Genomic DNA, 23,045 nt, shown 5'->3' with positions numbered 1-23,045 from the left:
GATTGGTTGTGTACGGTGCGTAACTATGTGAAGTATGCGAATCAAAGTGGGTTATACAATGACGTTGAAGATTTCATTACACGCCATGGTCGAAATATGTAAGTTTCTGTGGTGGAGATACAAAATGGGGTTGGCCAGTTTGCTTCGTGAATACGCTCATATTTCTAGCAGTGACAATTGCCTAATTTCATATATAATAGAATGAAATGGATAAAGTATCCACATGGTTAGAAATGCTGACAGAAGGAGTGTTACCATGACTAAGCTATTATTAATCTCAGGAAGTCCCCGTAAAGGTTCCAATTCTAGCAAGGTTATTCGCCATATTCAGGAGCAATTAGAGGCAGCCGGCGCTACTTGCAACGTGTTTGACCTCAACACAGACAAGCTACCGCTGTATGAGTACGATCAAGCTCAGTATGAACTTGAAATCGTGCGTAAGCTCGTACAGCAAGTTCATGAAGCAGACGGCTATGTTATCTGTACGCCAGAATATCATGGAGCGATGAGCGGAGCATTGAAGAACGCGCTAGATTTTCTAGGTGGAAAGGACTTTTCCGGGAAACCTTGCGCGATTGCTGCAACAGCTGGTGGGGGCAAGGGTGGCATTAACGCGTTGAATAACTTGAGAACGGTTCTGCGTTCCTTGTATGTGAACACGCTGCCTAATCAAATTATCGCTGATCCGAACGTGTTTAACGAAGAGGGGCAAGTTACAGAAGAGCGCACAGCTAACGGGTTAGGTTTGCTTGCAGAGCAATTGATTGCTGAAGTAAAGCTGCGTAAATCATAGGGAAATAGGGATATAAGTCGTCCAGTCTGATTTTATCTGATTTTAAGGTTTCGCTCAGATTCGTTTAATCTAGTAACGTTATTCTGATAGTGGACCGAATGACAGATGAGTAGAGCAAAGGAGGGCTGCCGCACGACTTCATAACCTTGATCTAACGGTTTGTCCGTTGAACAAGGAGTATCCGTTTCATCTTTTCTCATGGTTTACAGTTTACCCCTAGAACATATATATGGCCGTATCATCCTCGAGGTGGTACGGCATTTTTTTGTTCGTAGTTGTTTAAACTGGGATGCGTTGTGGTTCTTGTGCGTGTACGCCACTATTTGATAATAGCAATGCTGATTAAATAGAAAATGCGAAAAAGGAAATAGAATTGATGGCTACAGGGTTCAAAAAATTTACAAACCGTTTTAAATATTTAGATACAGGATGCTAAGTATCAGGTTTTATTTCAAAGTATAAGTGAAGCATCGTTTATTGTTGTTCGGAAAAAACAATTTGTAATCTTTTTCAAACTATTACAATAACTTTTAAATGATCTCTGGTTACAATTATGTTACTATTCTCGTTGTAAGAAAAAACAAGCCGAAGCCCATAGGGCGCGGGGGAACCACCAATGGGGTGAACCGCATAAGCGATAGGGGAGTCTCTTTCCCCGAACCCGACAGCTAACCTCGTAGGCTACAAAGGGAGAGAATATTTTGAAGAAACCATTTAAGCATGTCCATAAACTAGTGGTAGTAGGAGCTTTGGCACTTACTCCAGTATTGTCTGTAGGTACAGCAGCAGCTGCGCCAGAGTGCCCAGCACCAACTGCTAATACAAATGTAAAAGGTCAGACTATCGTTGTTAACGGTAACTCTATGACTGACTTGAACGAGTTGCTTTCTAAGTGGTTCCCGAACTGGAACATTGTTGTGAATAAGCCTGAGGCTAAGCCAGAAGCTAACAAGCCGAAGCCACAACCGCAACCAGAGAAACCGAAACCACAACCAGAAAAGCCGAAGCCACAACCGGAAAAACCAAGCAAGCCAGAAGTGAAACCAGAACAACCATCTAAGCCAACAACACCAACAAAGCCGGAAAACAACGGTAACCAAGGTACACAAGCAAGCACTAACGTGCAGCAAGTTGTTGAGTTGGTAAACAAAGAGCGTGCAAAAGCAGGTTTGCCTGCATTGAAATATGACGAGAAGTTGTCTCAAGTTGCTCATTTGAAAGCAAAAGACATGATCGATAACAACTACTTCGATCACAATTCTCCAACTTACGGTTCTCCGTTCGATATGATGCGTTCCCAAGGTGTTTCTTACAACACAGCTGGTGAGAACATTGCTAAAGGTCAACGCTCTGCAGAACAAGTTATGAAAGACTGGATGAACAGCCCAGGTCACCGTCAGAACATCATGAAAGACGGTTACACGAAGATCGGTGTAGGCTACTACAACGGTGCATGGGTACAAATGTTTATCGGCTAATTTAGTATTCGCAATGAAATAGGGTTCATTCTAAATGTAAGAAGCGACTTGTTGCCAATTAGGTAGCAGGTCGCTTTTTGTATTTATAAATGTGCTAAGGCTTATCGTTATCGTGCTGAAAACTACAAAAAACAGTAGGGAAAGATCTGCTTCAATAATTACGTGGTAATATTCGATGAGGGGTGGAAAGGTGCATGAACTTGATAAGGCCGAAAAGCATAGCACACCCGAAATTTCTCAATTGCCGAGATTAGCACTATCTAATTCCAATATTCTCGTATGGATACGTGAAGAATTGAATAAGCAAGGTGATGTGACAAGAAACCTTATTGCTTATGATTTAACAAAGAAACAGAGTAAAGTGATTAGTCGAATCGATAGCCCCATGGCTCTGCCGTCCATCTCTGATAAATATATAGTGTGGAGCAGCAGTGGAAATATATTTGTTTATTCAATTGTGGAAGATAAAGTTATAAGCAAAATAAATGCAAATGAACATGTGTTTCCAAGAGTGAATAACGAGTATGTACTATGGAATGAAGATGAGAATCTAGTGATTCAACATATACAGTCAGGGGAAAAGTATGAGATTGTAGATGAAGAGCCATTCTTTTATGGAATTGGTCAGGATATTGTTGTTTACCAAATAGATGAATCCATTTTGACTTATCATATTGAAGATAAACGTACAAAAAAGTTGAATGAGAAGAAAGCCACTCTTCCGTATATAAGGAATAACGATGTGGTATGGCAGGAGATTAACGGTAATGTTACTAATCTGAGAGTAGTGAATATACACGAATAATAAAAATAACCCCCTTATACTCCGAAAAGTATAAGGGGGTTAGCGCTTAGATGAGACTTATTTCGTTGGAGCAACTGGCGGCTTGTCGAGAACTTTATCAACAAGGCCATATTCCAACGCTTCCGCTGCGCTCATGAAGTAGTCGCGATCGGTGTCGCGTTCAACACGCTCTAGCGGCTGGCCAGTGCGCTCAGCCAAAATATGATTCAGCTTATCGCGCATCTTCAAGATACGACGTGCGCGAATCTCGATGTCGCTTGCTTGACCTTCGGCACCGCCCAATGGCTGGTGAATCATCACTTCGCTGTTAGGAAGTGCGAAGCGCTTGCCTTTCTCACCAGCAGCGAGCAGGAATGCTCCCATCGAAGCAGCCATACCAACACAAATCGTCGAAACATTCGGCTTAATGTGCTGGATCGTATCAAATATCGCCATACCGGCTGTAATCGAGCCACCAGGGCTGTTAATGTATAAGTGAATGTCTTTCTCTGGGTCATCTGCTTCCAAGAACAGCAACTGAGCGATAATCGCATTCGCTACGACGTCGTTAACACCCGATCCCAAGAAAATAATACGGTCTTTCAACAAGCGGGAATAAATATCGTAGGCACGTTCTCCTCGATTTGTTTGCTCCACAACCATAGGAATATAACTCACGTCTAACCCCTCCTCACAATGCATGTGCCGATGGCGGCAATATGCTCATTGAATCATTATTAACGGATTGAAGCGTTCATATAAGCGGATGAGCAACAACAATTATGTACCCGTAAACGCCTCTTCATTAACTATACTCAAATTCAAATTAAAAGTCAAAGATGGTCAAACTTTTTATATGAAAAAAACATCCTGATTCCACAGCTGTCGTACAGCGTAAACCAAGATGTTTATTTCTCTTCTCATATAAGATAGCTCTAATTATGCGTATGCGTACTTCATATCAGGGCTTCAAGTGTTCAAGAAATGGCGCGCCCGCAAGGAATCGAACCTTGATCTCAGGCTCCGGAGGCCTACGTCATATCCATTGGACCACGGGCGCTCGCCCTAAAAAATGATGCAAGGAATATTATAAAACAAGATAGTTGATTGCGCAACTGCTTTCATTCGAAGTAAATATGCAAAAGTGTCTCCATACATCATTCGTTACATATTACGAGGTAGTCATCTTCAGCCCGATAATCCCTACAACGATAAACACGAGGAACATTAGCTGTGTACGGTTGTATCTTTCTTTGAACCAGAAAATACTAACCAATGTAATTCCTACAGAGCCGATTCCTGCCCATACGGCATAAGCGACACCAGCAGGGAGGACGAGCATCGCCCGAGTAAGGCAATAGAAGGAAAGAACGATGCCAATCGCCATCACGATAAGCGGTGTCTTCCTTTTAAATCCATCAATATATTTCATGGCGATGACGGACACGACTTCCTCTAAACCGGCAATTATGAGTAATAACCAAGCCACTTAGTTAGGTTCACCTTCCTCGGTTGTCGAGAGCTTCATGCCAACGATTCCTGTAAGGAGAATGATTAAAAATAAGATTTGCGCTAAGCTGTAAGGTTCCCCTAAATACACGCCAATTGCATATGTCCCGATAGTACCTATACCTACGAATACCGTGTAGGCGATAGCAACTTGAATACGCTTATAAGCTTGAATGAGCAATGTGAAGCTGATGGCAATGAGAGCCACTATGCCGATCCATTCAAGCGTTGAAGAAGCGTATTTAAGTCCAGAGGCCCAAATGATTTCTAAGGCCCCTGCAATAATAACAAGTGTCCAAGCCATATGTGCACTCCTCTTTCTTCTAGATGTTGGTAGCCTGGCGTGTTAGTGAAGCGTATTTTCTTCATGATTAATTTACGGCTGCTTGAGGCCAAGCGCACGGCCCATAACAAGCAAGAGCTGAGCTTTAGGAGGTTCCATCATGTGAGTACCACCTTGCTAATTGTCTAAAAAATGAACTGTCTCCGCAGTTTGCTCCATCATGTTAATAAGCATGCGCACGATGGTGAGCTCATGAGAACCTTCCTCGGCATCGATGCCTTTAATTGGAGTGGTACAAAATGATTAGTTTCGTTTACTAATGTAGATACATGGGTGGAACAGTCTAATGTGAAATGTATTTCTTAAGGAAGAAAGAGAAGAAAAGGCATTGCCAATGATCCAGAACAAGCCCAAAGCACGCTATATGTATAAGATCTTGTCCAATTGCCCATTATAGATGCGGGATACTTGCAAGTTGCCGTAATCTTCGGTAAAATGATGGTGGGACGAAAAACGCGCACGCGGGACGAATTGAGTCCCGGGAGTGGTGGAACTAGTCTTTTCAACCATCCAACATAGTTCCGAAGAGTACGGAGTGAAAGAAATGCGTGAATGGCTAGAAATAAACAGACAACTTCTGCCTGATCTGATGGAACTATTGAAAAAGCGCTACGCGATCCTGCATGAGATTATGATGTCTGATGTTATTGGTCGTCGAACGTTAGCTTCATCTTTGCAAATGACTGAGCGTGTGCTGCGAGCGGAAACCGATCTTCTAAAGGCACAAGGCCTGATTGAGACGGAGACAGCTGGTATGCGAATCAGCGAGCAAGGACGCAAGCTCCTTAGACAAATGGAACCATTAATGCGAGAAATTCTCGGCATGAGGCATTTAGAAGAAGCAATTCAGCAGAAGTTCGGCCTTAAGCAAGTTATCGTCATTCCTGGAGACTCCGAACAATCACCTGTAGTGAAACAGGAATTAGGGCGGGCTGCCTGTGATGTGTTGAATCGAGAGATGAGACATGACGATGTCATTGCAGTAACTGGTGGATCAACGCTCGCAGCAGTGGCTGAGCAAATGCCAGGTTCGACATCTCATAAAGGTAATTGGTTTGTACCAGCCCGAGGTGGCTTAGGCGAAAGCTTGGAGTACCAAGCAAATACGATTGCTTCCAAGATGGCGAAGCAGTTCGGAGCACAATATCGATTGCTGCACGTACCGGACTTGCTAAGCGAAGAAGCGTATCAATCGCTTAGATATGAACCTAATATTCGAGATATTTTAGGACTCATTCGACAAGCACGAATCATTCTACATGGCATAGGCGATGCCTTGGTCATGGCAAGAAGAAGACATATGGATGCTGCTGTTATTGAGCAGATTCAGCAAGGCGGCGCATTAGCAGAAGCGTTCGGTTATTATTTCGATCGTGAAGGTAAAGTGGTGCACAAGATGCTGACATTGGGCTTGCGGCTTGAGGATATCTCAAGAACCGAGGTTGTCATCGCAGTAGCGGGAGGCAAGAGCAAGGCTGATGCCATAATGGCTGTGCTGGAGTTTGGTCACGAAGATATTTTGATTATCGATGAAGCAGCAGCGGCTGCCATCGTGCAAGCATGTGGTCTCGACGAGCCTAAGAGCCGTCTTGAACAATAGATAATACTTACATCCTTAACAGGGAAATGGGAGGAATCATCAATGGTTAAAGTTGGTATTAACGGTTTTGGTCGTATCGGACGTAACGTATTCCGTGCAGCTCTTAACAACGCAGAGGTTGAAATCGTAGCAATTAACGATTTGACAGACGTTAAAACACTTGCACACCTTTTGAAATATGACACTACACACGGTGTTCTTGACGCTACAGTTGAAGCTAAAGAAGGCGCGCTTGTAGTAAACGGCAAAGAAGTTAAAGTATTCGCAGAGCGTAACCCAGAGAACCTTCCTTGGGGAGCGAACGGCGTTGAAATCGTTGTTGAATCCACTGGTATCTTCACAGCGAAAGACAAAGCTGAGCTTCACTTGAAAGGCGGCGCTAAAAAAGTTATTATCTCCGCTCCAGCTACTAACGAAGACATCACTATCGTTATGGGTGTTAACGAAGATAAATACGATGCAGCTAGCCACACAATCATCTCTAACGCTTCTTGCACAACGAACTGCTTGGCACCATTCGCTAAAGTATTGAACGACAAGTTCGGTATCGAAAAAGGTATGATGAACACAATTCATTCCTACACGAATGACCAATCCGTTCTTGACTTGCCGCACAAAGATCTTCGTCGTGCTCGTGCAGCTGCTGAGAACATCATTCCTTCCACAACTGGTGCTGCTAAAGCTGTAAGCTTGGTATTGCCAGAGTTGGCTGGTAAATTGAACGGTATGTCTATGCGTGTTCCTACACCTAACGTTTCTGTAACTGACTTGGTAGTAGAACTTAAGCAAGACGTAACAGTTGAAGAAGTTAACGCAGCTCTTAAAGAAGCAGCTGAAGGTCCTTTGAAAGGTATCTTGAACTACTCCGAAGAGCCATTGGTATCCAGCGACTACAATGGTGACCCAGCTTCCTCCACTATCGATGCTTTGACAACGATGGTAATCGGCGGAAACATGGTTAAAGTTGTTTCCTGGTACGACAACGAGTGGGGCTACTCCAACCGCGTTGTAGACTTGGCTGCTTACATCGCTAAAAAAGGTCTTTAATTCCATAAGCCATACAATCAAAGAGGAGTAACCGTTTAGGTCTCCTCTTTGATTAATTGGAGCGATATTTAGAACCTATTTGATACAACCAACCATAACCGAACCGTAATACCAAATGACCAAGGATGGGCTGATGAGGCTATCCACTCATAACCTTATATATAGAATGATTATGAATATCGGTCGTGAAGAGAAATAATCAGATATAGATATACAGATAGATATAGATATAAAAGTGTAGAGAAACCATAGAACAGAACGACAAGCAAGAAACCATACTGTGATTCAAAAACAGATAGAACAGAAATAGAGAAACTATATAAATAGAAACGATAGAACCGTACAAATAGAATCATCATAGAACCGTGCAATAAAAGCCAGATATAGATACGTCCAACAAAGGACGAACATATAGAACCGTACAAAGTGCAGCAGCTAAATGTTCCTGTGAATTAGGAGGATAAAGAGATGAATAAAAAGAGCGTAAAAGATATCGAAGTGAACGGCAAACGCGTATTTGTGCGTGTAGACTTTAACGTACCTTTGGATAACGGCGTAATCACAGATGATACTCGTGTCCAAGAAACGCTTCCAACGATCAAGTTCTTGATCGAAAAAGGCGCGAAAGTTATTCTTGCTAGCCACATGGGTCGTCCAAAAGGTGAAGTTGTTGACTCCATGCGTTTGACTCCAGCAGCAACTCGTTTGGGCGAATTGCTTGGCAAGCCAGTTAAAAAGCTTGATGAGTCTATCGGCGCTAACGTTCAGGCTGAAATTGCTAAAATGGAAAACGGCGACGTTGTTGTATTGGAAAACGTCCGTTTCCACGCTGGAGAGGAGAAGAACGACCCTGCATTGGCACAAGAATTCGCAGCTTTGGCTGACGTATTCGTAAACGATGCATTCGGTGCAGCACACCGTGCACACGCTTCTACAGAAGGTATCGCGAAGCTTCTTCCTGCAGTAGCTGGTCTTCTTATGGAGAAAGAATTGAGCGTTCTTAGTAAAGCTCTTTCCAACCCAGAGCGTCCATTCACAGCTATCGTTGGTGGTTCCAAAGTTAAGGACAAAATCGATGTTATCAACAAGATGCTTGAGATTGCTGACAACGTAATTATCGGTGGCGGTTTGACTTATACTTTCTTCAAAGCACAAGGTCATGAGATCGGTAAGTCTTTGTTGGATGAGAGCAAATTGCAAGAGTCTCTTGGCTTCATCGAGAAAGCTAAACAACTCGGAAAGAACTTGTACTTGCCAGTTGATGTTGTGGTTACGGATGACTTCAGTGCAGACGCTAACACACAAATTGTTGATGTAACGGGTATGCCAGCAGATTGGGAAGGTATCGACATCGGACCTAAAACTCGTGAAATCTATGCTGACGTTATCAAGAACTCTAAGCTTGTTGTATGGAACGGACCAATGGGTGTATTCGAAATCGAACCATTCTCCCACGGTACTCGTGCAGTAGCTGATGCTTGTGCAGAAACTGGTGCATACACAATTATCGGTGGCGGCGATTCCGCAGCTGCAGTTGAGAAGTTCAACTTGAAAGACAAAATGGACCACATCTCCACAGGCGGCGGTGCTTCCCTTGAGTTCATGGAAGGCAAAGTATTGCCAGGCGTAGTGGCATTGAACGATAAATAAGATCGCTTAGGGCGAGTAAGCTTTTAAGCCTTGCTAGCTAGACTTTACTTTCTGTAGGCGGTATAGCTTATCCATGTAATTAGTTATGCCGTCCACGGCTAAAGGAGTGTAATTCAATGAGACAACCAATCATCGCAGGAAACTGGAAAATGTTCAAAACAGTATCCGAAGCAACTGACTTCATCGCAGAAGCGAAAGGCAAAGCAGAAGTAGAAGGCGTAGAGAGCGTAATTTGCGCACCTTTCACGAACTTGCCTGCACTTGTTGAAGCAGTTAAAGGTACTTCTATTAAAATTGGTGCACAAAACCTTCACTTCGAAGATTCCGGTGCATTCACAGGTGAGATCAGCGGCGCAATGCTTAAAGATCTTGGTGTACATTACGTTATTATCGGACATTCCGAGCGTCGTGCATACTTCGCTGAAACAGACGAAATCGTGAACAAGAAGACTCATGCAGCATTCCGTCATGGCTTGACTCCGATCGTATGTGTGGGTGAATCCCTTGAAGAGCGTGAATCGGGCAAAACTAACGATGTATGCCGCGTGCAAACGGAAGAAGCTTTCAAAGGCTTGTCCGCTGAGCAAGCGAAGCAAGTTGTTATCGCTTATGAGCCAATCTGGGCAATCGGTACTGGTAAGTCTTCTACAGCAGCAGATGCAAACGAGACAATCAGCTACATCCGCAGCGTAGTAACTGGCCTTTACAATGAAGAAGTAGCACAAGCAGTACGCATTCAATACGGCGGTAGCGTTAAGCCTGAGAACGTACGTGAATATATGTCTGAGAGCGACATCGATGGCGCATTGGTAGGAGGCGCAAGCTTACAGCCTGCTTCGTACATCGCATTGGTGGAGGGAGCGAAGTAAGATGTCCGCACCTAGACCAGTAGCTCTTATTATTATGGACGGCTTCGGTCTTCGTGGTACTGCAGAAGGTAACGCTGTAGCACAAGCGAAGAAGCCTAACTACGACCGCTACATGAGCCAATACCCGAACACTACGCTAGTCGCTTGCGGCGAAGCGGTAGGTTTGCCGGAAGGGCAAATGGGTAACTCAGAAGTAGGTCACTTGAATATCGGTGCAGGCCGCATCGTATATCAAGATTTGACTCGTATTACAAAGTCGATTCGTGAAGGTGAATTCTACGATAACCAAACACTTATCGGAGCAGTGAACCATGCGAAAACAAACAACAAGGCGCTTCATATTTACGGCTTGTTGTCTGATGGCGGCGTACACAGTCATATTAATCATACATTTGCTATGCTTGATCTGTGCAAAAAGGAAGGTCTTGAAGAGGTTTACATTCATGCATTCCTTGATGGTCGTGACGTAGCGCCAGATAGCGCTATTGGCTACCTTGAGCAGTTGAAAGCGAAGATTGAAGAAATTGGCGTAGGCAAGATTGCTACGGTACAAGGTCGCTACTATGCGATGGATCGCGACAAGCGCTGGGAGCGTTTGGAGAAGTCCTACCGTGCAATGGTATACGCTGATGGACCTAAATACCATGATCCAATCGAAGCGGTGAAGAAGTCTTACGAGCAATCGATCTTCGATGAGTTCGTAATGCCAACAGTTATCGTAGATGAGCAGGAACAGCCGGTTGGTCTAGTGAAGAGCGAGGATGCTGTTGTATTCTTGAACTTCCGCCCTGACCGTGCGATTCAGTTGTCGCAAGTGTTCACGAACAGTGATTTCCAAGGCTTTGACCGTGGAGACAACCATCCAACAGCATTGTACTTCGTCTGCTTGACGCTCTTCTCAGAGACTGTCGGTGGATTCGTAGCTTACAAGCCGAAAGAATTGGATAACACATTCGGTGAAGTGCTTGTACAGCATGGCAAGAAGCAGCTCCGCATTGCGGAAACGGAGAAATACCCGCACGTAACCTTCTTCTTCAGTGGTGGTCGAGACGTCGAATTGCCAGGCGAGAAGCGCGTGTTGATTAACTCTCCAAAAGTTGCGACTTATGACTTGCAACCAGAGATGAGCGCTTACGAAGTAGCGGAAGCTGCTGTAAACGAGATCAACTCTGATCAGTTCGATGCAATTATTTTGAACTTCGCTAACCCTGATATGGTTGGGCACTCCGGAATGCTTGAACCAACGATCAAGGCAGTTGAAGTAACAGATGAGTGCATGGGTAAAGTTGTTGAAGCAGTACTAGCTAAAGGCGGCGTAGCAATCATTACAGCTGACCACGGCAATGCAGATATGGTATTCGACGAGAATGGCCGTCCTCATACGGCGCATACGACGAACCCGGTTCCGTTCATTCTTACATCTAACGATGTTGAATTGCGTGCAGACGGCATCTTGGCTGATATCGCACCAACGATGCTTGAACTATTGAACTTGCCGAAGCCAGTTGAAATGACAGGCAACACGTTGTTGAAGAAGTAAGCTAAGCAAAAGGGCCCTGATCCTATAGGTATATGCTTTGCTTATATAGATTATGTTACAATATATAAATACTAATTTTATTGTTAAAAGGAGATGTATTTCATCATGACTATGATTATTGATGCATACGCACGCGAAGTCCTTGACTCCCGTGGTAACCCAACTGTAGAAGTAGAAATCAAATTGGAGAACGGCGGCTTCGGTCGTGCAATCGTACCTTCTGGTGCTTCCACTGGTGCTCACGAAGCAGTTGAACTTCGTGACGGCGCTAAAGACCGTTACGTTGGTAAAGGCGTTGAGAACGCAGTTAAGAACGTTAACGACATCATCGCTCCAGAAATCATCGGTATGGACGCGCTTGAGCAAGTTGCTATCGACAAGCTCATGATCGAGTTGGACGGAACGCCTAACAAAGGCAAACTCGGCGCTAACGCTATCTTGGCAGTATCTATGGCAGTAGCTCGCGCAGCTGCTGACGCTTTGCAAGTTCCTTTGTACACATATCTTGGCGGATTCAACGCTAAGCAATTGCCAGTACCAATGATGAACATCATCAACGGTGGTGAGCACGCTGACAACAACATCGACGTTCAAGAGTTCATGGTATTGCCAGTTGGCGCTCCTAACTTCAAAGAAGCTCTTCGCATGGGTGCGGAAATCTTCCACAGCTTGAAGTCCGTACTTAAAGGTAAAGGCTTGAACACAGCTGTAGGTGACGAAGGTGGATTCGCTCCAAACCTTGGTTCCAACGAAGAAGCTCTTCAAGTAATCATCGAAGCAATCGAAGCAGCTGGCTACAAGCCAGGTCAAGATATCTTCTTGGGTATGGACGTTGCTTCCACTGAGTTCTACAAAGACGGTAAATACACACTTGCAGGCGAAGGCAAATCCTACACATCTGCTGAGTATGTTGACCTTCTTGCTTCTTGGGTTGATAAATACCCAATCATCACAATCGAAGACGGTATGTCCGAAGATGACTGGGATGGTTGGAAGTTGCTTACTGAGAAATTGGGCGACAAAGTTCAACTCGTTGGTGACGACTTGTTCGTTACAAACACAGAGCGTCTTGGCAGAGGTATCGAGCAAGGCATCGGTAACTCCATCTTGATCAAAGTTAACCAAATCGGTACGTTGACTGAAACATTCGACGCAATCGAAATGGCTAAGCGCGCTGGTTACACAGCAGTTATCTCCCACCGTTCTGGTGAGTCCGAAGATAGCACAATTGCTGATATCGCAGTTGCTACTAACGCTGGTCAAATCAAAACAGGTGCTCCGTCTCGTACGGACCGTGTTGCGAAATACAACCAATTGCTTCGCATCGAAGACCAATTGGGTGGCGCAGCTCGCTACGACGGCTTGAAATCCTTCTACAACTTGAAAAAATAAGGTGCCGCCGCGTTAGCGGCTCATCTATAAATAATAAGAGGCTGTCCCATAAGCAGAGTAATCTGCTTATAGGGATAGCCTCTTATTTGTATAAGTTATCAAGACTGTTTATAGACGAAATCACTCAACTTGAAGACAATAAGCACACAGCCGACTTTACTTTCTGCATTTATCTAGTTTCTATTGATGGTTGTCTGTTCAAATATTCTATAAGGCGACGCTGCCGATTAGTAGCTCCTGCGACGAGAATACCTAAGCCATACTGCTTCGCGACATGATAATAAGACAAAGGAAGCTCAGTTTGGTGTAGGAAATCTTCTACGGCTGTCAGCACACCGTTACGAGGTCCACCTTCACTTATAGCATTGCAGAAAGATGCGTTCATTCCATCGTGCGTAAGTTGGGATTGTTCACGCCTCACACCAAGATGGGCATATTTATGCCGGAATGGTTCAGGAATCGTCTCAGGAAAGTAATACATATCTCTACGCGCATAAGGCCACTCCACATCATGAAAGAGTACAACCGGGAACGGATCTATTTTTGTTAGCAATTGAAGCTCATTATATACCGTATACCAGTTATGATCGCCATCAATAAGCACGACATCACAATGCTCGATCTTTGGAAGTGCATGCAAGCTTATATCTAACATGGGCTGAAAACGTTCTCCGTATTGTTCTTGTACAGCTTGGACATCGAACATGGGGGATGGATCGATAATGGTGAGGCGACGGCGGCTAAATGACATATAGCGAAGCAAATTGTGGGTATTCCATCCTTGAGCACTGCCGATCTCCACGATATGGCGTGGACGGAGAAGACGAAGAATGGGATGTATATATCCTTCCCAGAAATATTTCATGTCACTGCCTCCCCTCTAATAATGACTGGCTTGATAGTTTTGAGGAACGTGTGAGCAAGTACGGCTATGCTTTTAAGTTTAGACCGTACGTAATATCGTATGTGGAAGTGCTAGTTTTGGTGTTAGGCAGTGAAGAGAAGGTCTTATGGAGGGATGGCTCGGGCAGGGTGAATGCCTATGTTGGGAATTGTGGAGATTGGGTTGTCATTGTAGAAATACTGGTGTAAAATAATGACAACCACTATTGTTCTATAATTACTACTGAATGATGATGGCATCTGGAATGAGGTTGGAGAAGCGAATGAAAGAAATTGTTCAATTTAAAAAAGGAGTACTCGGTTTGTGTGCAATGATGCTTATACATAAACGGGATCGATATGGGTTTGAGCTGGCACAAACGATATCTGAGCATGTAGATGTGGCGGAAGGGGCTATTTATCCGGTATTACGAAGACTTGTTACAGATGGTCATTGTTCTACTTACTTACAAGAATCGACGGAAGGTCCGCCACGCAAATATTATCGTTTAACACCAGAAGGAAAGATCTATATGGAACAGTTAGTTCGTGAATGGGGACGATTTGTGTCCAATATTAATGGGTTGATCGAATCATACGAGACGGAGGTTGAATGATGAACAAGCAAGAGTATTTGGCATTGTTACGATTCTATTCTCAACAGTTATCACCAGAGGTGCAGTCTGATCTCCTATCTGAAGTAGAGGCTCATTTTATTTACGGTGAGCAGCAGGGCAAGACGGAGGAGCAAATAGCTGAGGAACTTGGCGATCCGATCGAAATAGCAAAGGAAACAGTGGGTCCTTCCTACAAGGCGCCGGACTTATCTGCCTACCAAGATAACAGCAACCGAACGGATGAATCGTTGAATTATTCTTATTTACATCCAAATTACACTAACTATTCTGGTTATTCTGAAGCAGAGTATCCACCTCAAAGCTCAGGCCTATTCAAAGCAAAGAAATCGTTATTTACTCTCTTATCAGCGTTTACTCTTATTGTGGTGGGTGGAGGCCTGCTCGTTTCCACTGGTGTTGCATACTTTATAGATGGGCCTGATGAAAAAGTAGCTGCGTCAGCAAGCGTTGAATCGATACTAGAGGATGTTGATAAGCAATTAGAGCATTTAGAAGACTTGGGAGATTTAGTAAGTAAAGAAGATATAAAAGATATTGTGGAGGCTTCTACTTCTTTCGCATGGGATGACGAATATAGTGAGTTCGAAGGGAGTCATTATGAGGGCGTAATCAAATTGGGCGATTCGTCAAAATGGAAGGATCTTATTATTGAAACGGATCTCGGCGAAGTTGATATTGAATTCAAGCAAGGTGATCACAATGAGATTGCTTGGAAAGCTGTTACAGCCCCTAGTGTTGGAGAGCGAATGGAAGCAACGCAACTTAAAAATGATCAAATTACTTTTGAGTTGGATGAATCAGATATGTATGCGAATTATCAGTATTCCTTTGTAATTACGCTACAAGACAATTATGAACTCCGCAAACTACAACTCGAACAGGAGTTAGGTGAGATCAATCTTCATGGCGGTAAGTTCGAGAGAGTGGAAATCCAAATGGACAACGGTATATTGCGTGCTAGTGATATCTCCAGTGGCTCCATGAACGTAGAATTAGAAAATGGTTCTACTGAATTTGAAAGAATTGATTCTCCTATAAAGATAGAGTCTGATAATGGTGAGATAAAGATCTTAGAAACGACAAAGCCTGTCAATATTAAGTTGGATCTAGGTAGTGTAAGTCTTGAAATGAAGAAGCCGCATAATGTGGATGTAAAAACGAATATGGGTGCGATCGAAATTGAGGTTCCACAAGGAGCTAAAGGGAAGTATCAGGCCAAATCGGGCTTGGGTGAAGTGGAAGTGCCTGCCTCATACGATGATGGAACATTCCGTGTGAACGCTAAAACAGATGCAGGAACCATTATTATAAAAGAGTAAGCTGGAACCCTAAGAATACATATTACGATCGAGCATGTGGAATGTATGGACAAACGGCTTTCATTTTGTAATGATACGTGTATGACAAATACACACCTAGCCATGGTGTGCCTAATACAGCTCGCAATATGACTACATGATTGAAAGGACGAACGAAACATGGCAGCAATGAAACCAATTCGTAAAGTACTAACATTAGCAGGTTCTGATACTAGCGGTGGAGCAGGTATTCAAGCCGACTTGAAAACATTTCAGGAGCGCGGTGTATTTGGAATGACCGCGCTAACAACGGTTGTAACGATGGACCCAGACAAAGAGTGGGCGCATGGTGTGTTCCCAATCGCGCTATCGACTGTAGAAGAACAGTTGAAAACGATCCTTTCCATTGGGGTAGATGGTATGAAGACGGGTATGCTTGGTTCCATCGACATTATTGAGCTTGCTGCACGTATCATTGAAAAGCACAATATTCCGAACGTTGTGGTTGATCCGGTTATGATCTGCAAAGGCCAAGATGAGGCTCTGCACCCAGAGACAAACGATGCATTGCGTGATATTCTTGTCCCTAAGGCGACCGTTGTTACGCCAAACTTGTTCGAAGCGGCTCAATTAGCAGGTACAGCACCGATCAAATCACTAGATGATATGAAGCAAGCGGCTGCGCGTATTCAAGAACAAGGTGCAAAATACGTTGTGGTGAAGGGCGGTTCTAAGATTGGCCTGCCAACTTCTGTAGACGTTGTATATGATGGCAGTACATTTGAAATCCTTGAAGCAGACCGTATTGAGACGACGTATACGCACGGTGCAGGCTGCACATACTCTGCTGCAATTGCAGCGGAATTAGCTAAAGGCTTCACGGTGCAAGAGAGCATGGCAACAGCGAAGCGTTTCATTACAGAAGCTATTCGTCATTCCTTCGCACTTAATCAGTATGTTGGGCCATTGCGTCACAATGCGCTGCGCTTGACTGAACATGGAGAAGAGCAGTAAGTAGTAGAGTGCTTGTAACCTTTTGAAGGATATGGTACAATAATAATACTGTTTTTATAGGCTTATCTCTTTCGAAGTACGATGTGATAGGCAACCTTAGGAGGTGGAAGCATGGAAGGATTTTTGACTGTATTGCTTGTTATTTTTTCAATCGGATTGATTTGCACGGTACTCTTGCAACAAGGGAAGAGTGCGGGTCTATCGGGCGCCATCTCCGGCGGTGCGGAACATCTATTCGGAAAGACGAAAGCACGCGGAGCTGAGCTGTTCTTACAGCGTTTGACGATGGGATTGGCAGCAGGATTCTTTATTTTGTCTCTTGTCGTTGCTTATTTCATGAAGAACTAATACATGATATATAAGAAGCCTTAATCCGATTAGTTCGGGTTAAGGTTTTTTTGTGTAACTATGTATGGAGAGGCTTATGAAGGCTTAAACGAATGGATTTGCTCCACATGTAAATAATGAGTAATTGAATTATTAAGCATTTAAGATAGAATTAATATAATTCTCTTTGAGGTATGATGCGGTGAGTGAATGGGAACAATCTTCACAGTTGCGTGTGCCACTAGGGGTACATTTTGAATGCTGCATGAATCAATCAAGATAAAATATGGCTAGTTAAACGATCCCGTGCATTCGTCTTTTTATAAGGTTTATACCATTCGCCGGGATGGTTGCTTTTGATTTCGTGTATACTAGGTTATATATGAATATACTTGTGGAAGTTGATGGAGCAAGTGTGAGGTGAACAACAGATGATAACGGCACAGCAAATATTAGAGTTTATGCAGGAAACAGCATACAGACCAATGACGTATCAGGAGCTGGAGAAGCATTTTGAGATTGAAGATGCACAGGAATTTAAGGCTTTTCTGAAGACGTTGAACGAATTAGAACATTCTGGACATATCATTCGTACGCGAACAGATCGCTATGGGGTGCCAGAACGAATGAATTTGCTGCGCGGCCGCTTGCAGGCCCATGCAAAAGGCTTCGGATTTTTAATCCCAGAAGAGACAGGCCATCCAGACGTATATATTCATGCGAATGATCTTCAATCCGCGATGAATGGCGATACGATCCTCGTTCGTGTGACGAATAAAGGCCATGATGGTGCGCGTCTGGAAGGGGAAATTGTTCGAATTGTAAAACGAGCAGTTGAGCAAGTTGTAGGTGTATTTCAGAATCATGAGTCATTTGGCTTCGTTGTACCCGATGATCGTCGGATTAATCGTGACATCTTTATTGCGCGCGAAGCGATGGCAGGGGCGGTAAGTGGACAGAAAGTAGTTGTCCGTATCGTAAGCTATCCAGAGGGGCGTACAGCAGCTCAAGGCGAGGTCATAGAGGTTCTTGGACACAAAAATGATCCAGGTGTAGACATTCTATCCGTTATTCGTAAGCATCAGCTGCCTGAAGCATTCCCAGATGAGGTAATGGCGGAAGCAGAAGCGGTGCCAGACTCCATTTCGGATGAGGAAATTATAAGCCAAGGCCGTCGGGATTTGCGCGGATTCAATATTGTGACGATTGACGGCGAAGATGCAAAGGACTTGGATGACGCTGTTTATGTGGAACAGCTAGAGAATGGGAATTATAAGTTAGGTGTGCATATTGCTGATGTTGGCTACTATGTGCAAGAAGGCTCTGCCTTAGATCGTGAAGCGTATGCTCGTGGCTGTAGCGTGTATCTTGTCGACCGTGTTATTCCGATGCTTCCGCATCGATTATCGAACGGGATTTGCTCTTTGCATCCACATGTGGATCGCTTAACGCTGTCCTGTGAGATGGAATTTGATGCACAAGCGAAAGTAGTGCGACATGATGTATTCCCGAGTGTGATTCGCTCGGTGGAACGGATGACTTATAATAACGTCCGTAAAATTGTTGAAGATCAGGATCCAGAACTGTGTGAACGTTATTCCTACCTTGTCGATAACTTTATGTTGATGAAGGAACTGGCGATGAAGCTGCGTGGTAAGCGTATGCGCCGCGGGGCAATCGACTTCGACTTCCAAGAGTCGAAGGTTATTGTAGATGAGGAAGGCAAAGCGGTCGATATTGTGAAGCGGGAGCGTTCGATCGCTGAGCAAATTATCGAAGAGTTTATGCTTGCAGCGAATGAGACGGTAGCGGAGCATTTCCATTGGCTGCGTGTACCGTTCTTGTACCGGATTCACGAAGATCCAGACAGTGAGAAGCTGTTGACGTTTATGTCATTCGCAGCCAACTTTGGTTATGCGGTGCGCGGCAAAGGCAATTCGGTTCATCCGCGTGCGCTTCAGTCTTTATTGGAGGAAATCCAAGGGACACGTGAACAGACCGTTATTAGCACGATGATGCTTCGTTCGATGAGACAAGCGAAGTATGATGCGGAAAGTACAGGCCACTTTGGCTTGGCGGCGGAATTCTATTCCCACTTCACATCACCGATTCGTCGTTATCCGGACTTGGTAATCCATCGAATTATTCGAGAAGTTGCCGATAATGGAGGCTCTTTGACACAGAAGCGTCATGAGCTGCTGCATGCGCGCATGCCTGACGTTGCGCAGCAATCGTCTGAGCGTGAGCGGGTTGCGGTAGACGCTGAACGTGATACCGAGCAGTTGAAGAAAGCGGAGTTCATGCTGGATAAAGTCGGGGAAGAGTTCGACGGAATTATTAGCAGCGTAACGAACTTCGGTATGTTTATTGAATTGGAAAATACGGTAGAAGGTCTAATCCGCTTGAGCGATTTGTCGGATGACTACTACCATTTCCATGAGCAGCATATGATGCTGTTGGGTGAGCGGACAGCTCGAATGTTCCGTATCGGTGACCAAATACGTATTGTGGTTGCAAACGTCAATATGGAGGACCATACGATTGACTTTGCGCTAGTTGGCCAAGCACAACGCTTTGGCAGCGGTCGTCAAGGTCGTGAATTCGGCTTTGAGCGCAAGAAGCGCGGACGCAGCGATAGTCGTGATGCTGGACGTGGTGGACGCGATGCAGGCCGCAGTGGTCAAGGTGCGCGTGGAGATAGAGCTGGCAGCGGCGGACAAGGTGGACGCGGCGGCGATGCAAGAAGCGGGCACAGCAGTCGTGGTAACGAAGCAAGCCGCAGTGCAGGCCGAGATGGACGCCGAGGTCAAGATGGCGGAGCTAACGTAGGCCGTGGTGATCGTCGTGACGCCGGTCGCGGTGGTCAAGGTGTTCGTGGCGATAGAACTGGCAGTGGCGGACAAGGTGGCCGCGGCGGTGATACGCGCGGTGGAGCTGCAAGAGACGGACGTCGTGGACGCGATGGCGGAGTTTACGGCGGAGGCCGTGGTGGTCAAGGACAGGGACAAGGTGGGCGCAATGAACGCTTTGGTCGTGGTGACGATACACGCGGCGGGAAAGGGCACCGTGATCGCAATGACGGTCGAGATGGTCGTCTGCACGATTATAATGCAAGCAATGGACGAGAAGACGGACATGGCGCTTCCGAACTGGATAATCAGGGTGTGCGCTTTATGTACTCTGGTGCATCCTCACAACAAAGCGGACTCGGTCGAGATGCTGGACGTCGTCACGGATATCAAGATGGATTTGATGATGCGTGGGGTTCAAGCAATCAGAATGGCAGCCAGCATGAGCATGAAGAAGGCGGAGCGAGACGTGATGAAGAGGTGTGGTATAACCAGGGAGAATGGCGTGAGCGCAACAAGCGTGGTCGCAACCGCCGCGATCGAGGCGAGTCGAATATTAACCCTTATGCTAGACCATCCCAGCGTCAACGTGGTCAAGGCGGCATTACCTTTGGAAGCAATGAAGCGGGTGCTCGTGAAAATGGCCGTAAGGAACGAACAGAAGCCAATAATGATGCAAACTGGGTAGATCGCCTTGTGAAAAATGCAGAGCGTGAGTCTGGCGGCAATCGCTTTGATTTTGGTTCTGGCAAAGGTGGATATGGTCGTTCTCGGGGTTCCTCTTCAACTGGGCAAGAGGGCGGTAGAGATTCAGGCTTTGACCGAGGTGGAGACTACCGTTCAGGTCGAGGTCAACTAGGCGGCGGCAAGCGCGGCAGACGCAGTATATCTGAAAGTGGCGTGTTCGTCGGTGAGGATTCGCCTCAAGCTGCACGTAATCGTTCTGGTGATGCAGAGCAGGCAGCACATAAGCGCGGCAAGTCGAAGAACAACACAGCGAAGTTCGTGCGAAAGAAGCGGTAATAGTAACAGTTGAGTATCTTTTCTGACATGAGTGAGTAGAGCGAAGTAAGTTGCTGTTGGCCGTGTCTTGATTTGATTCAATTGGTGCAGGTTGTTATGGGGTATATAGTTAGCGAACTTAAGTAATAAAGGATTGATGATTGATGTAAAGAACCTTCAGTTCCACTTTTGTCGTGGTGTCGAAGGTTCTTTGCATATTGTTATAGGGTTAACGTATGCAGGAAATACAATGAAGACGTTGAAAGTCTTTATGAGCAAATTTTGTAATCGTTATGTATTACGAAATTAATACAGGTACTAAATAATTAAATGGATTAATCATTACGATCATATATATGGAAGCAATCATATATATAATAAGAGTGAGAAAAGGAGCGATGCAGCAATGAACCCATGGGTTATCGATTGGTGGCCGTTGACACAGCGACTCGTACTGGCTGCACTGCTAGGTGGTATTATCGGATTGGAGAGGGAACGCAGTCGCCACGCAGCAGGTGTACGTACGCACATGCTCGTAAGTATGGGCTCCGCACTTATTATGCTGTTATCTTTATACGGGTTCTCTATGTTCGTGGACGAAGATAATGTACGTATGGACCCGGCTCGTTTATCTGCGCAAGTGATAAGCGGTATTGGATTTCTTGGCGCAGGGACGATTATTCGCGACGGATTATCTGTAAAAGGACTTACGACAGCGGCATCGATATGGGTTGCGGCTGCGATTGGATTATCGGTTGGCGCGGGCTTTTATTATGGTGCTTTACTGACATGTGTACTTACAATTATTGCACTTTGGCTTATGAATAAAATGGAGTTCCAAGGCCGCGCGGCGAGTCTTCATTATACGTTCCGCATTCGTGGTATGGATGATGGAACGCTGCTACCTTCGATTCGTGAGACGCTTGCTTCGATGAAGGTTGAGATAGATCGAGTTGATGTTACGAAGGAGATCGGTGCACAGTCGCGCAAGGTGTGGCAGCAGAGTGAGGTTGGATCTGGCGGAGTTGAAGTGTCGTCCGGAATAGTTGGAGCTAATGGAACAGGCACAACAGGTGCACACGGTGCGCAGTCTGGAAATGTGGATGGGGTTGAACTTAAGGAAACGGTGACGATGAAGCGTCAAACCTCACTCAAGCTGGAGGTTGTCATTCCACCGAAGGTTGATGCGGTCGATGTGGTGGAGCGGCTTGCGGCCATGGACGAAGTTATTGAAGTCCGAGGGAAGTAAGGGTTGAGGTCATCGAGCTTGCATGTGGTGTCATTGGAGCGTCTTGGTCTGCGTCTGGTCTGTTCAGAACAGGAATCGGACAAGGTTTCGCTTTGAGAGATACTTAGATGTTGTAGGCAACCCCATCCATTTGGTATAATATTATTCTACACTTTGCTGGGGCAGCTGTTCTGGCGGGTGATGATTATGCTCAGCAATGGAGGGTAGGTTATGTCGAAGAAGGTTGAGAGCAAGCCGCTGGCTCAGAACAAGAAGGCGTCCCACGATTATTTTATTGAGGATACGTATGAGGCGGGTATCGTGCTGACAGGTACGGAGATTAAGTCTTTGCGCAATGGCAGAGCGAATATGAGTGATGCGTTCGCGACGATCCGGAATGGCGAAGCATTCGTAAACAATTTGCATATTAGTCCGTTCGAGCAGGGCAATCGCCACAATCCGACGGATCCTACACGTGCACGTAAGCTGCTGCTGCATAAGTCGCAAATTATGAAGCTGCTTGGACAGACGAAGCAGGAAGGCTATACGCTTGTGCCGCTTAAAATTTATACACGTAATGGCTATGCGAAGCTGCTGATCGGCCTTGGCCGTGGTAAGAAGAACTACGACAAGCGTGAAACGTCTGCGAAGCGTGATGCTGAGCGTCAAATCCAGCGTGCGCTGCGTGAGAAGCAGAAGTATTAAGCAAGGTTATAGTGTGCTATACAGCTTATTGTGGGTCGTTTAACGTTGCCTTGGCTTAGCAAGGTCACCCAAGGAAGCAGGTAGCAGCACTGGTAAG

General features: G+C 45.2%; 19 protein-coding genes, 1 tRNA gene, 1 pseudogene and 1 riboswitch. Of the genes and pseudogenes, 16 read left to right on the top strand and 5 right to left on the bottom strand.

The features are described 5' to 3' along the window. The first annotated feature begins 256 nt into the window (after nucleotides 1–256). The 3 genes from IFO66_RS18855 (at nucleotide 257) to IFO66_RS18845 (ending at nucleotide 3,076) form a co-directional block, all read left to right on the top strand. The gene (locus IFO66_RS18855) at nucleotides 257–793 is read left to right on the top strand and encodes an NADPH-dependent FMN reductase (RefSeq protein WP_192026653.1); all 537 of its coding nucleotides are present in this window, start codon (nucleotides 257–259) and stop codon (nucleotides 791–793) included. 573 nt (nucleotides 794–1,366) lie between these two features. After that, a riboswitch (cyclic di-AMP (ydaO/yuaA leader) is annotated at nucleotides 1,367–1,491 on the top strand. A 3-nt stretch (nucleotides 1,492–1,494) separates the two neighbouring features. Further along, on the top strand, nucleotides 1,495–2,271 hold the full coding sequence (locus IFO66_RS18850; protein ID WP_192026652.1) for a CAP domain-containing protein: 777 nt from the start codon (nucleotides 1,495–1,497) through the stop codon (nucleotides 2,269–2,271). A 190-nt stretch (nucleotides 2,272–2,461) separates the two neighbouring features. After that, the gene (locus tag IFO66_RS18845; protein WP_192026651.1) at nucleotides 2,462–3,076 is read left to right on the top strand and encodes a hypothetical protein; all 615 of its coding nucleotides are present in this window, start codon (nucleotides 2,462–2,464) and stop codon (nucleotides 3,074–3,076) included. A gap of 57 nt (nucleotides 3,077–3,133) precedes the next feature. Here the strand turns inward: IFO66_RS18845 and clpP are convergent, their stop codons facing one another. The 4 genes from clpP to IFO66_RS18825 form a co-directional block, all read right to left on the bottom strand. Then, entirely contained in the window at nucleotides 3,134–3,733 is a 600-nt protein-coding gene (gene clpP, locus IFO66_RS18840) for an ATP-dependent Clp endopeptidase proteolytic subunit ClpP (protein ID WP_028594398.1), read from the bottom strand. 307 nt (nucleotides 3,734–4,040) lie between these two features. Continuing rightward, nucleotides 4,041–4,115, bottom strand: a tRNA-Arg gene (locus IFO66_RS18835). Between the two features lie 111 nt (nucleotides 4,116–4,226). Continuing rightward, a complete protein-coding gene (locus tag IFO66_RS18830; RefSeq protein ID WP_192026650.1) occupies nucleotides 4,227–4,544 on the bottom strand; it encodes an SMR family transporter in 318 nt (105 codons plus the stop codon). Beyond that, nucleotides 4,545–4,868 carry a DMT family transporter gene (locus IFO66_RS18825; RefSeq protein ID WP_192026649.1) on the bottom strand — a complete coding sequence of 108 codons (324 nt, stop codon included), beginning with the start codon at nucleotides 4,866–4,868 and terminating at the stop codon, nucleotides 4,545–4,547. A 583-nt stretch (nucleotides 4,869–5,451) separates the two neighbouring features. Between IFO66_RS18825 and IFO66_RS18820 the strand changes: the two genes are divergently transcribed. The 6 genes from IFO66_RS18820 (at nucleotide 5,452) to eno (ending at nucleotide 13,005) form a co-directional block, all read left to right on the top strand. Continuing rightward, a complete protein-coding gene (locus IFO66_RS18820; RefSeq protein WP_192026648.1) occupies nucleotides 5,452–6,507 on the top strand; it encodes a sugar-binding transcriptional regulator in 1,056 nt (351 codons plus the stop codon). A gap of 42 nt (nucleotides 6,508–6,549) precedes the next feature. After that, nucleotides 6,550–7,554 carry a type I glyceraldehyde-3-phosphate dehydrogenase gene (gene gap, locus IFO66_RS18815; RefSeq protein ID WP_028594400.1) on the top strand — a complete coding sequence of 335 codons (1,005 nt, stop codon included), beginning with the start codon at nucleotides 6,550–6,552 and terminating at the stop codon, nucleotides 7,552–7,554. Between the two features lie 468 nt (nucleotides 7,555–8,022). Continuing rightward, nucleotides 8,023–9,204 carry a phosphoglycerate kinase gene (locus tag IFO66_RS18810; protein ID WP_192026647.1) on the top strand — a complete coding sequence of 394 codons (1,182 nt, stop codon included), beginning with the start codon at nucleotides 8,023–8,025 and terminating at the stop codon, nucleotides 9,202–9,204. Nucleotides 9,205–9,320: 116 nt separating this feature from the next. After that, the gene (tpiA, locus tag IFO66_RS18805; RefSeq protein ID WP_192026646.1) at nucleotides 9,321–10,073 is read left to right on the top strand and encodes a triose-phosphate isomerase; all 753 of its coding nucleotides are present in this window, start codon (nucleotides 9,321–9,323) and stop codon (nucleotides 10,071–10,073) included. Between the two features lies 1 nt (nucleotide 10,074). Next, nucleotides 10,075–11,613, top strand: a complete 1,539-nt coding sequence (gene gpmI, locus IFO66_RS18800) for a 2,3-bisphosphoglycerate-independent phosphoglycerate mutase (protein ID WP_192026645.1) — start codon at nucleotides 10,075–10,077, stop codon at nucleotides 11,611–11,613. Between the two features lie 105 nt (nucleotides 11,614–11,718). Next, on the top strand, nucleotides 11,719–13,005 hold the full coding sequence (eno, locus tag IFO66_RS18795) for a phosphopyruvate hydratase (protein WP_192026644.1): 1,287 nt from the start codon (nucleotides 11,719–11,721) through the stop codon (nucleotides 13,003–13,005). 169 nt (nucleotides 13,006–13,174) lie between these two features. Here eno and IFO66_RS18790 read toward each other — a convergent pair whose 3' ends face one another. After that, on the bottom strand, nucleotides 13,175–13,870 hold the full coding sequence (locus IFO66_RS18790) for a class I SAM-dependent methyltransferase (protein ID WP_192026643.1): 696 nt from the start codon (nucleotides 13,868–13,870) through the stop codon (nucleotides 13,175–13,177). Nucleotides 13,871–14,171: 301 nt separating this feature from the next. On the opposite strand from IFO66_RS18790, the gene IFO66_RS18785 reads away from it, so the two are divergent. From IFO66_RS18785 to smpB, 7 genes and pseudogenes are all read left to right on the top strand, one after another. Then, on the top strand, nucleotides 14,172–14,504 hold the full coding sequence (locus IFO66_RS18785; RefSeq protein ID WP_192026642.1) for a PadR family transcriptional regulator: 333 nt from the start codon (nucleotides 14,172–14,174) through the stop codon (nucleotides 14,502–14,504). Next, nucleotides 14,501–15,844 carry a DUF4097 family beta strand repeat-containing protein gene (locus tag IFO66_RS18780; RefSeq protein WP_192026641.1) on the top strand — a complete coding sequence of 448 codons (1,344 nt, stop codon included), beginning with the start codon at nucleotides 14,501–14,503 and terminating at the stop codon, nucleotides 15,842–15,844. The genes IFO66_RS18785 and IFO66_RS18780 overlap by 4 nt, the downstream gene beginning before the upstream one ends. 168 nt (nucleotides 15,845–16,012) lie before the next feature. Next, the gene (pdxK, locus tag IFO66_RS18775) at nucleotides 16,013–16,837 is read left to right on the top strand and encodes a pyridoxine/pyridoxal/pyridoxamine kinase (RefSeq protein ID WP_192026683.1); all 825 of its coding nucleotides are present in this window, start codon (nucleotides 16,013–16,015) and stop codon (nucleotides 16,835–16,837) included. A 111-nt stretch (nucleotides 16,838–16,948) separates the two neighbouring features. Continuing rightward, nucleotides 16,949–17,185 carry a preprotein translocase subunit SecG gene (gene secG, locus IFO66_RS18770; protein WP_028594409.1) on the top strand — a complete coding sequence of 79 codons (237 nt, stop codon included), beginning with the start codon at nucleotides 16,949–16,951 and terminating at the stop codon, nucleotides 17,183–17,185. 410 nt (nucleotides 17,186–17,595) lie between these two features. Further along, a pseudogene (gene rnr, locus IFO66_RS18765) lies at nucleotides 17,596–20,196 on the top strand (ribonuclease R); the annotation flags it as partial. A gap of 1,225 nt (nucleotides 20,197–21,421) precedes the next feature. After that, on the top strand, nucleotides 21,422–22,264 hold the full coding sequence (locus tag IFO66_RS18760; RefSeq protein ID WP_192026639.1) for an MgtC/SapB family protein: 843 nt from the start codon (nucleotides 21,422–21,424) through the stop codon (nucleotides 22,262–22,264). Between the two features lie 210 nt (nucleotides 22,265–22,474). Then, nucleotides 22,475–22,948 carry an SsrA-binding protein SmpB gene (smpB, locus tag IFO66_RS18755; RefSeq protein WP_192026638.1) on the top strand — a complete coding sequence of 158 codons (474 nt, stop codon included), beginning with the start codon at nucleotides 22,475–22,477 and terminating at the stop codon, nucleotides 22,946–22,948. Nucleotides 22,949–23,045 lie beyond the last annotated feature (97 nt).

This window comes from Paenibacillus arenosi, assembly GCF_014841135.1.
Classification (GTDB): domain Bacteria; phylum Bacillota; class Bacilli; order Paenibacillales; family Paenibacillaceae; genus Paenibacillus_B; species Paenibacillus_B arenosi.
The sequence above is the reverse complement of the archived record's forward strand: the minus strand, read 5'-3'. Positions and strand labels throughout refer to the sequence as shown.

Coding starts and splice junctions, on each gene's coding strand:
- IFO66_RS18855 (WP_192026653.1), top strand. CDS start 257: ATGACTAAGCTATTATTAATCTCAGGAAGTCCCCGTAAAGGTTCCAAT.
- IFO66_RS18825 (WP_192026649.1), bottom strand. CDS start 4,868: ATGGCTTGGACACTTGTTATTATTGCAGGGGCCTTAGAAATCATTTGG.
- IFO66_RS18820 (WP_192026648.1), top strand. CDS start 5,452: ATGCGTGAATGGCTAGAAATAAACAGACAACTTCTGCCTGATCTGATG.
- gap (WP_028594400.1), top strand. CDS start 6,550: ATGGTTAAAGTTGGTATTAACGGTTTTGGTCGTATCGGACGTAACGTA.
- IFO66_RS18810 (WP_192026647.1), top strand. CDS start 8,023: ATGAATAAAAAGAGCGTAAAAGATATCGAAGTGAACGGCAAACGCGTA.
- tpiA (WP_192026646.1), top strand. CDS start 9,321: ATGAGACAACCAATCATCGCAGGAAACTGGAAAATGTTCAAAACAGTA.
- gpmI (WP_192026645.1), top strand. CDS start 10,075: ATGTCCGCACCTAGACCAGTAGCTCTTATTATTATGGACGGCTTCGGT.
- eno (WP_192026644.1), top strand. CDS start 11,719: ATGACTATGATTATTGATGCATACGCACGCGAAGTCCTTGACTCCCGT.
- IFO66_RS18790 (WP_192026643.1), bottom strand. CDS start 13,870: ATGAAATATTTCTGGGAAGGATATATACATCCCATTCTTCGTCTTCTC.
- IFO66_RS18785 (WP_192026642.1), top strand. CDS start 14,172: ATGAAAGAAATTGTTCAATTTAAAAAAGGAGTACTCGGTTTGTGTGCA.
- IFO66_RS18780 (WP_192026641.1), top strand. CDS start 14,501: ATGATGAACAAGCAAGAGTATTTGGCATTGTTACGATTCTATTCTCAA.
- pdxK (WP_192026683.1), top strand. CDS start 16,013: ATGAAACCAATTCGTAAAGTACTAACATTAGCAGGTTCTGATACTAGC.
- secG (WP_028594409.1), top strand. CDS start 16,949: ATGGAAGGATTTTTGACTGTATTGCTTGTTATTTTTTCAATCGGATTG.
- IFO66_RS18760 (WP_192026639.1), top strand. CDS start 21,422: ATGAACCCATGGGTTATCGATTGGTGGCCGTTGACACAGCGACTCGTA.
- smpB (WP_192026638.1), top strand. CDS start 22,475: ATGTCGAAGAAGGTTGAGAGCAAGCCGCTGGCTCAGAACAAGAAGGCG.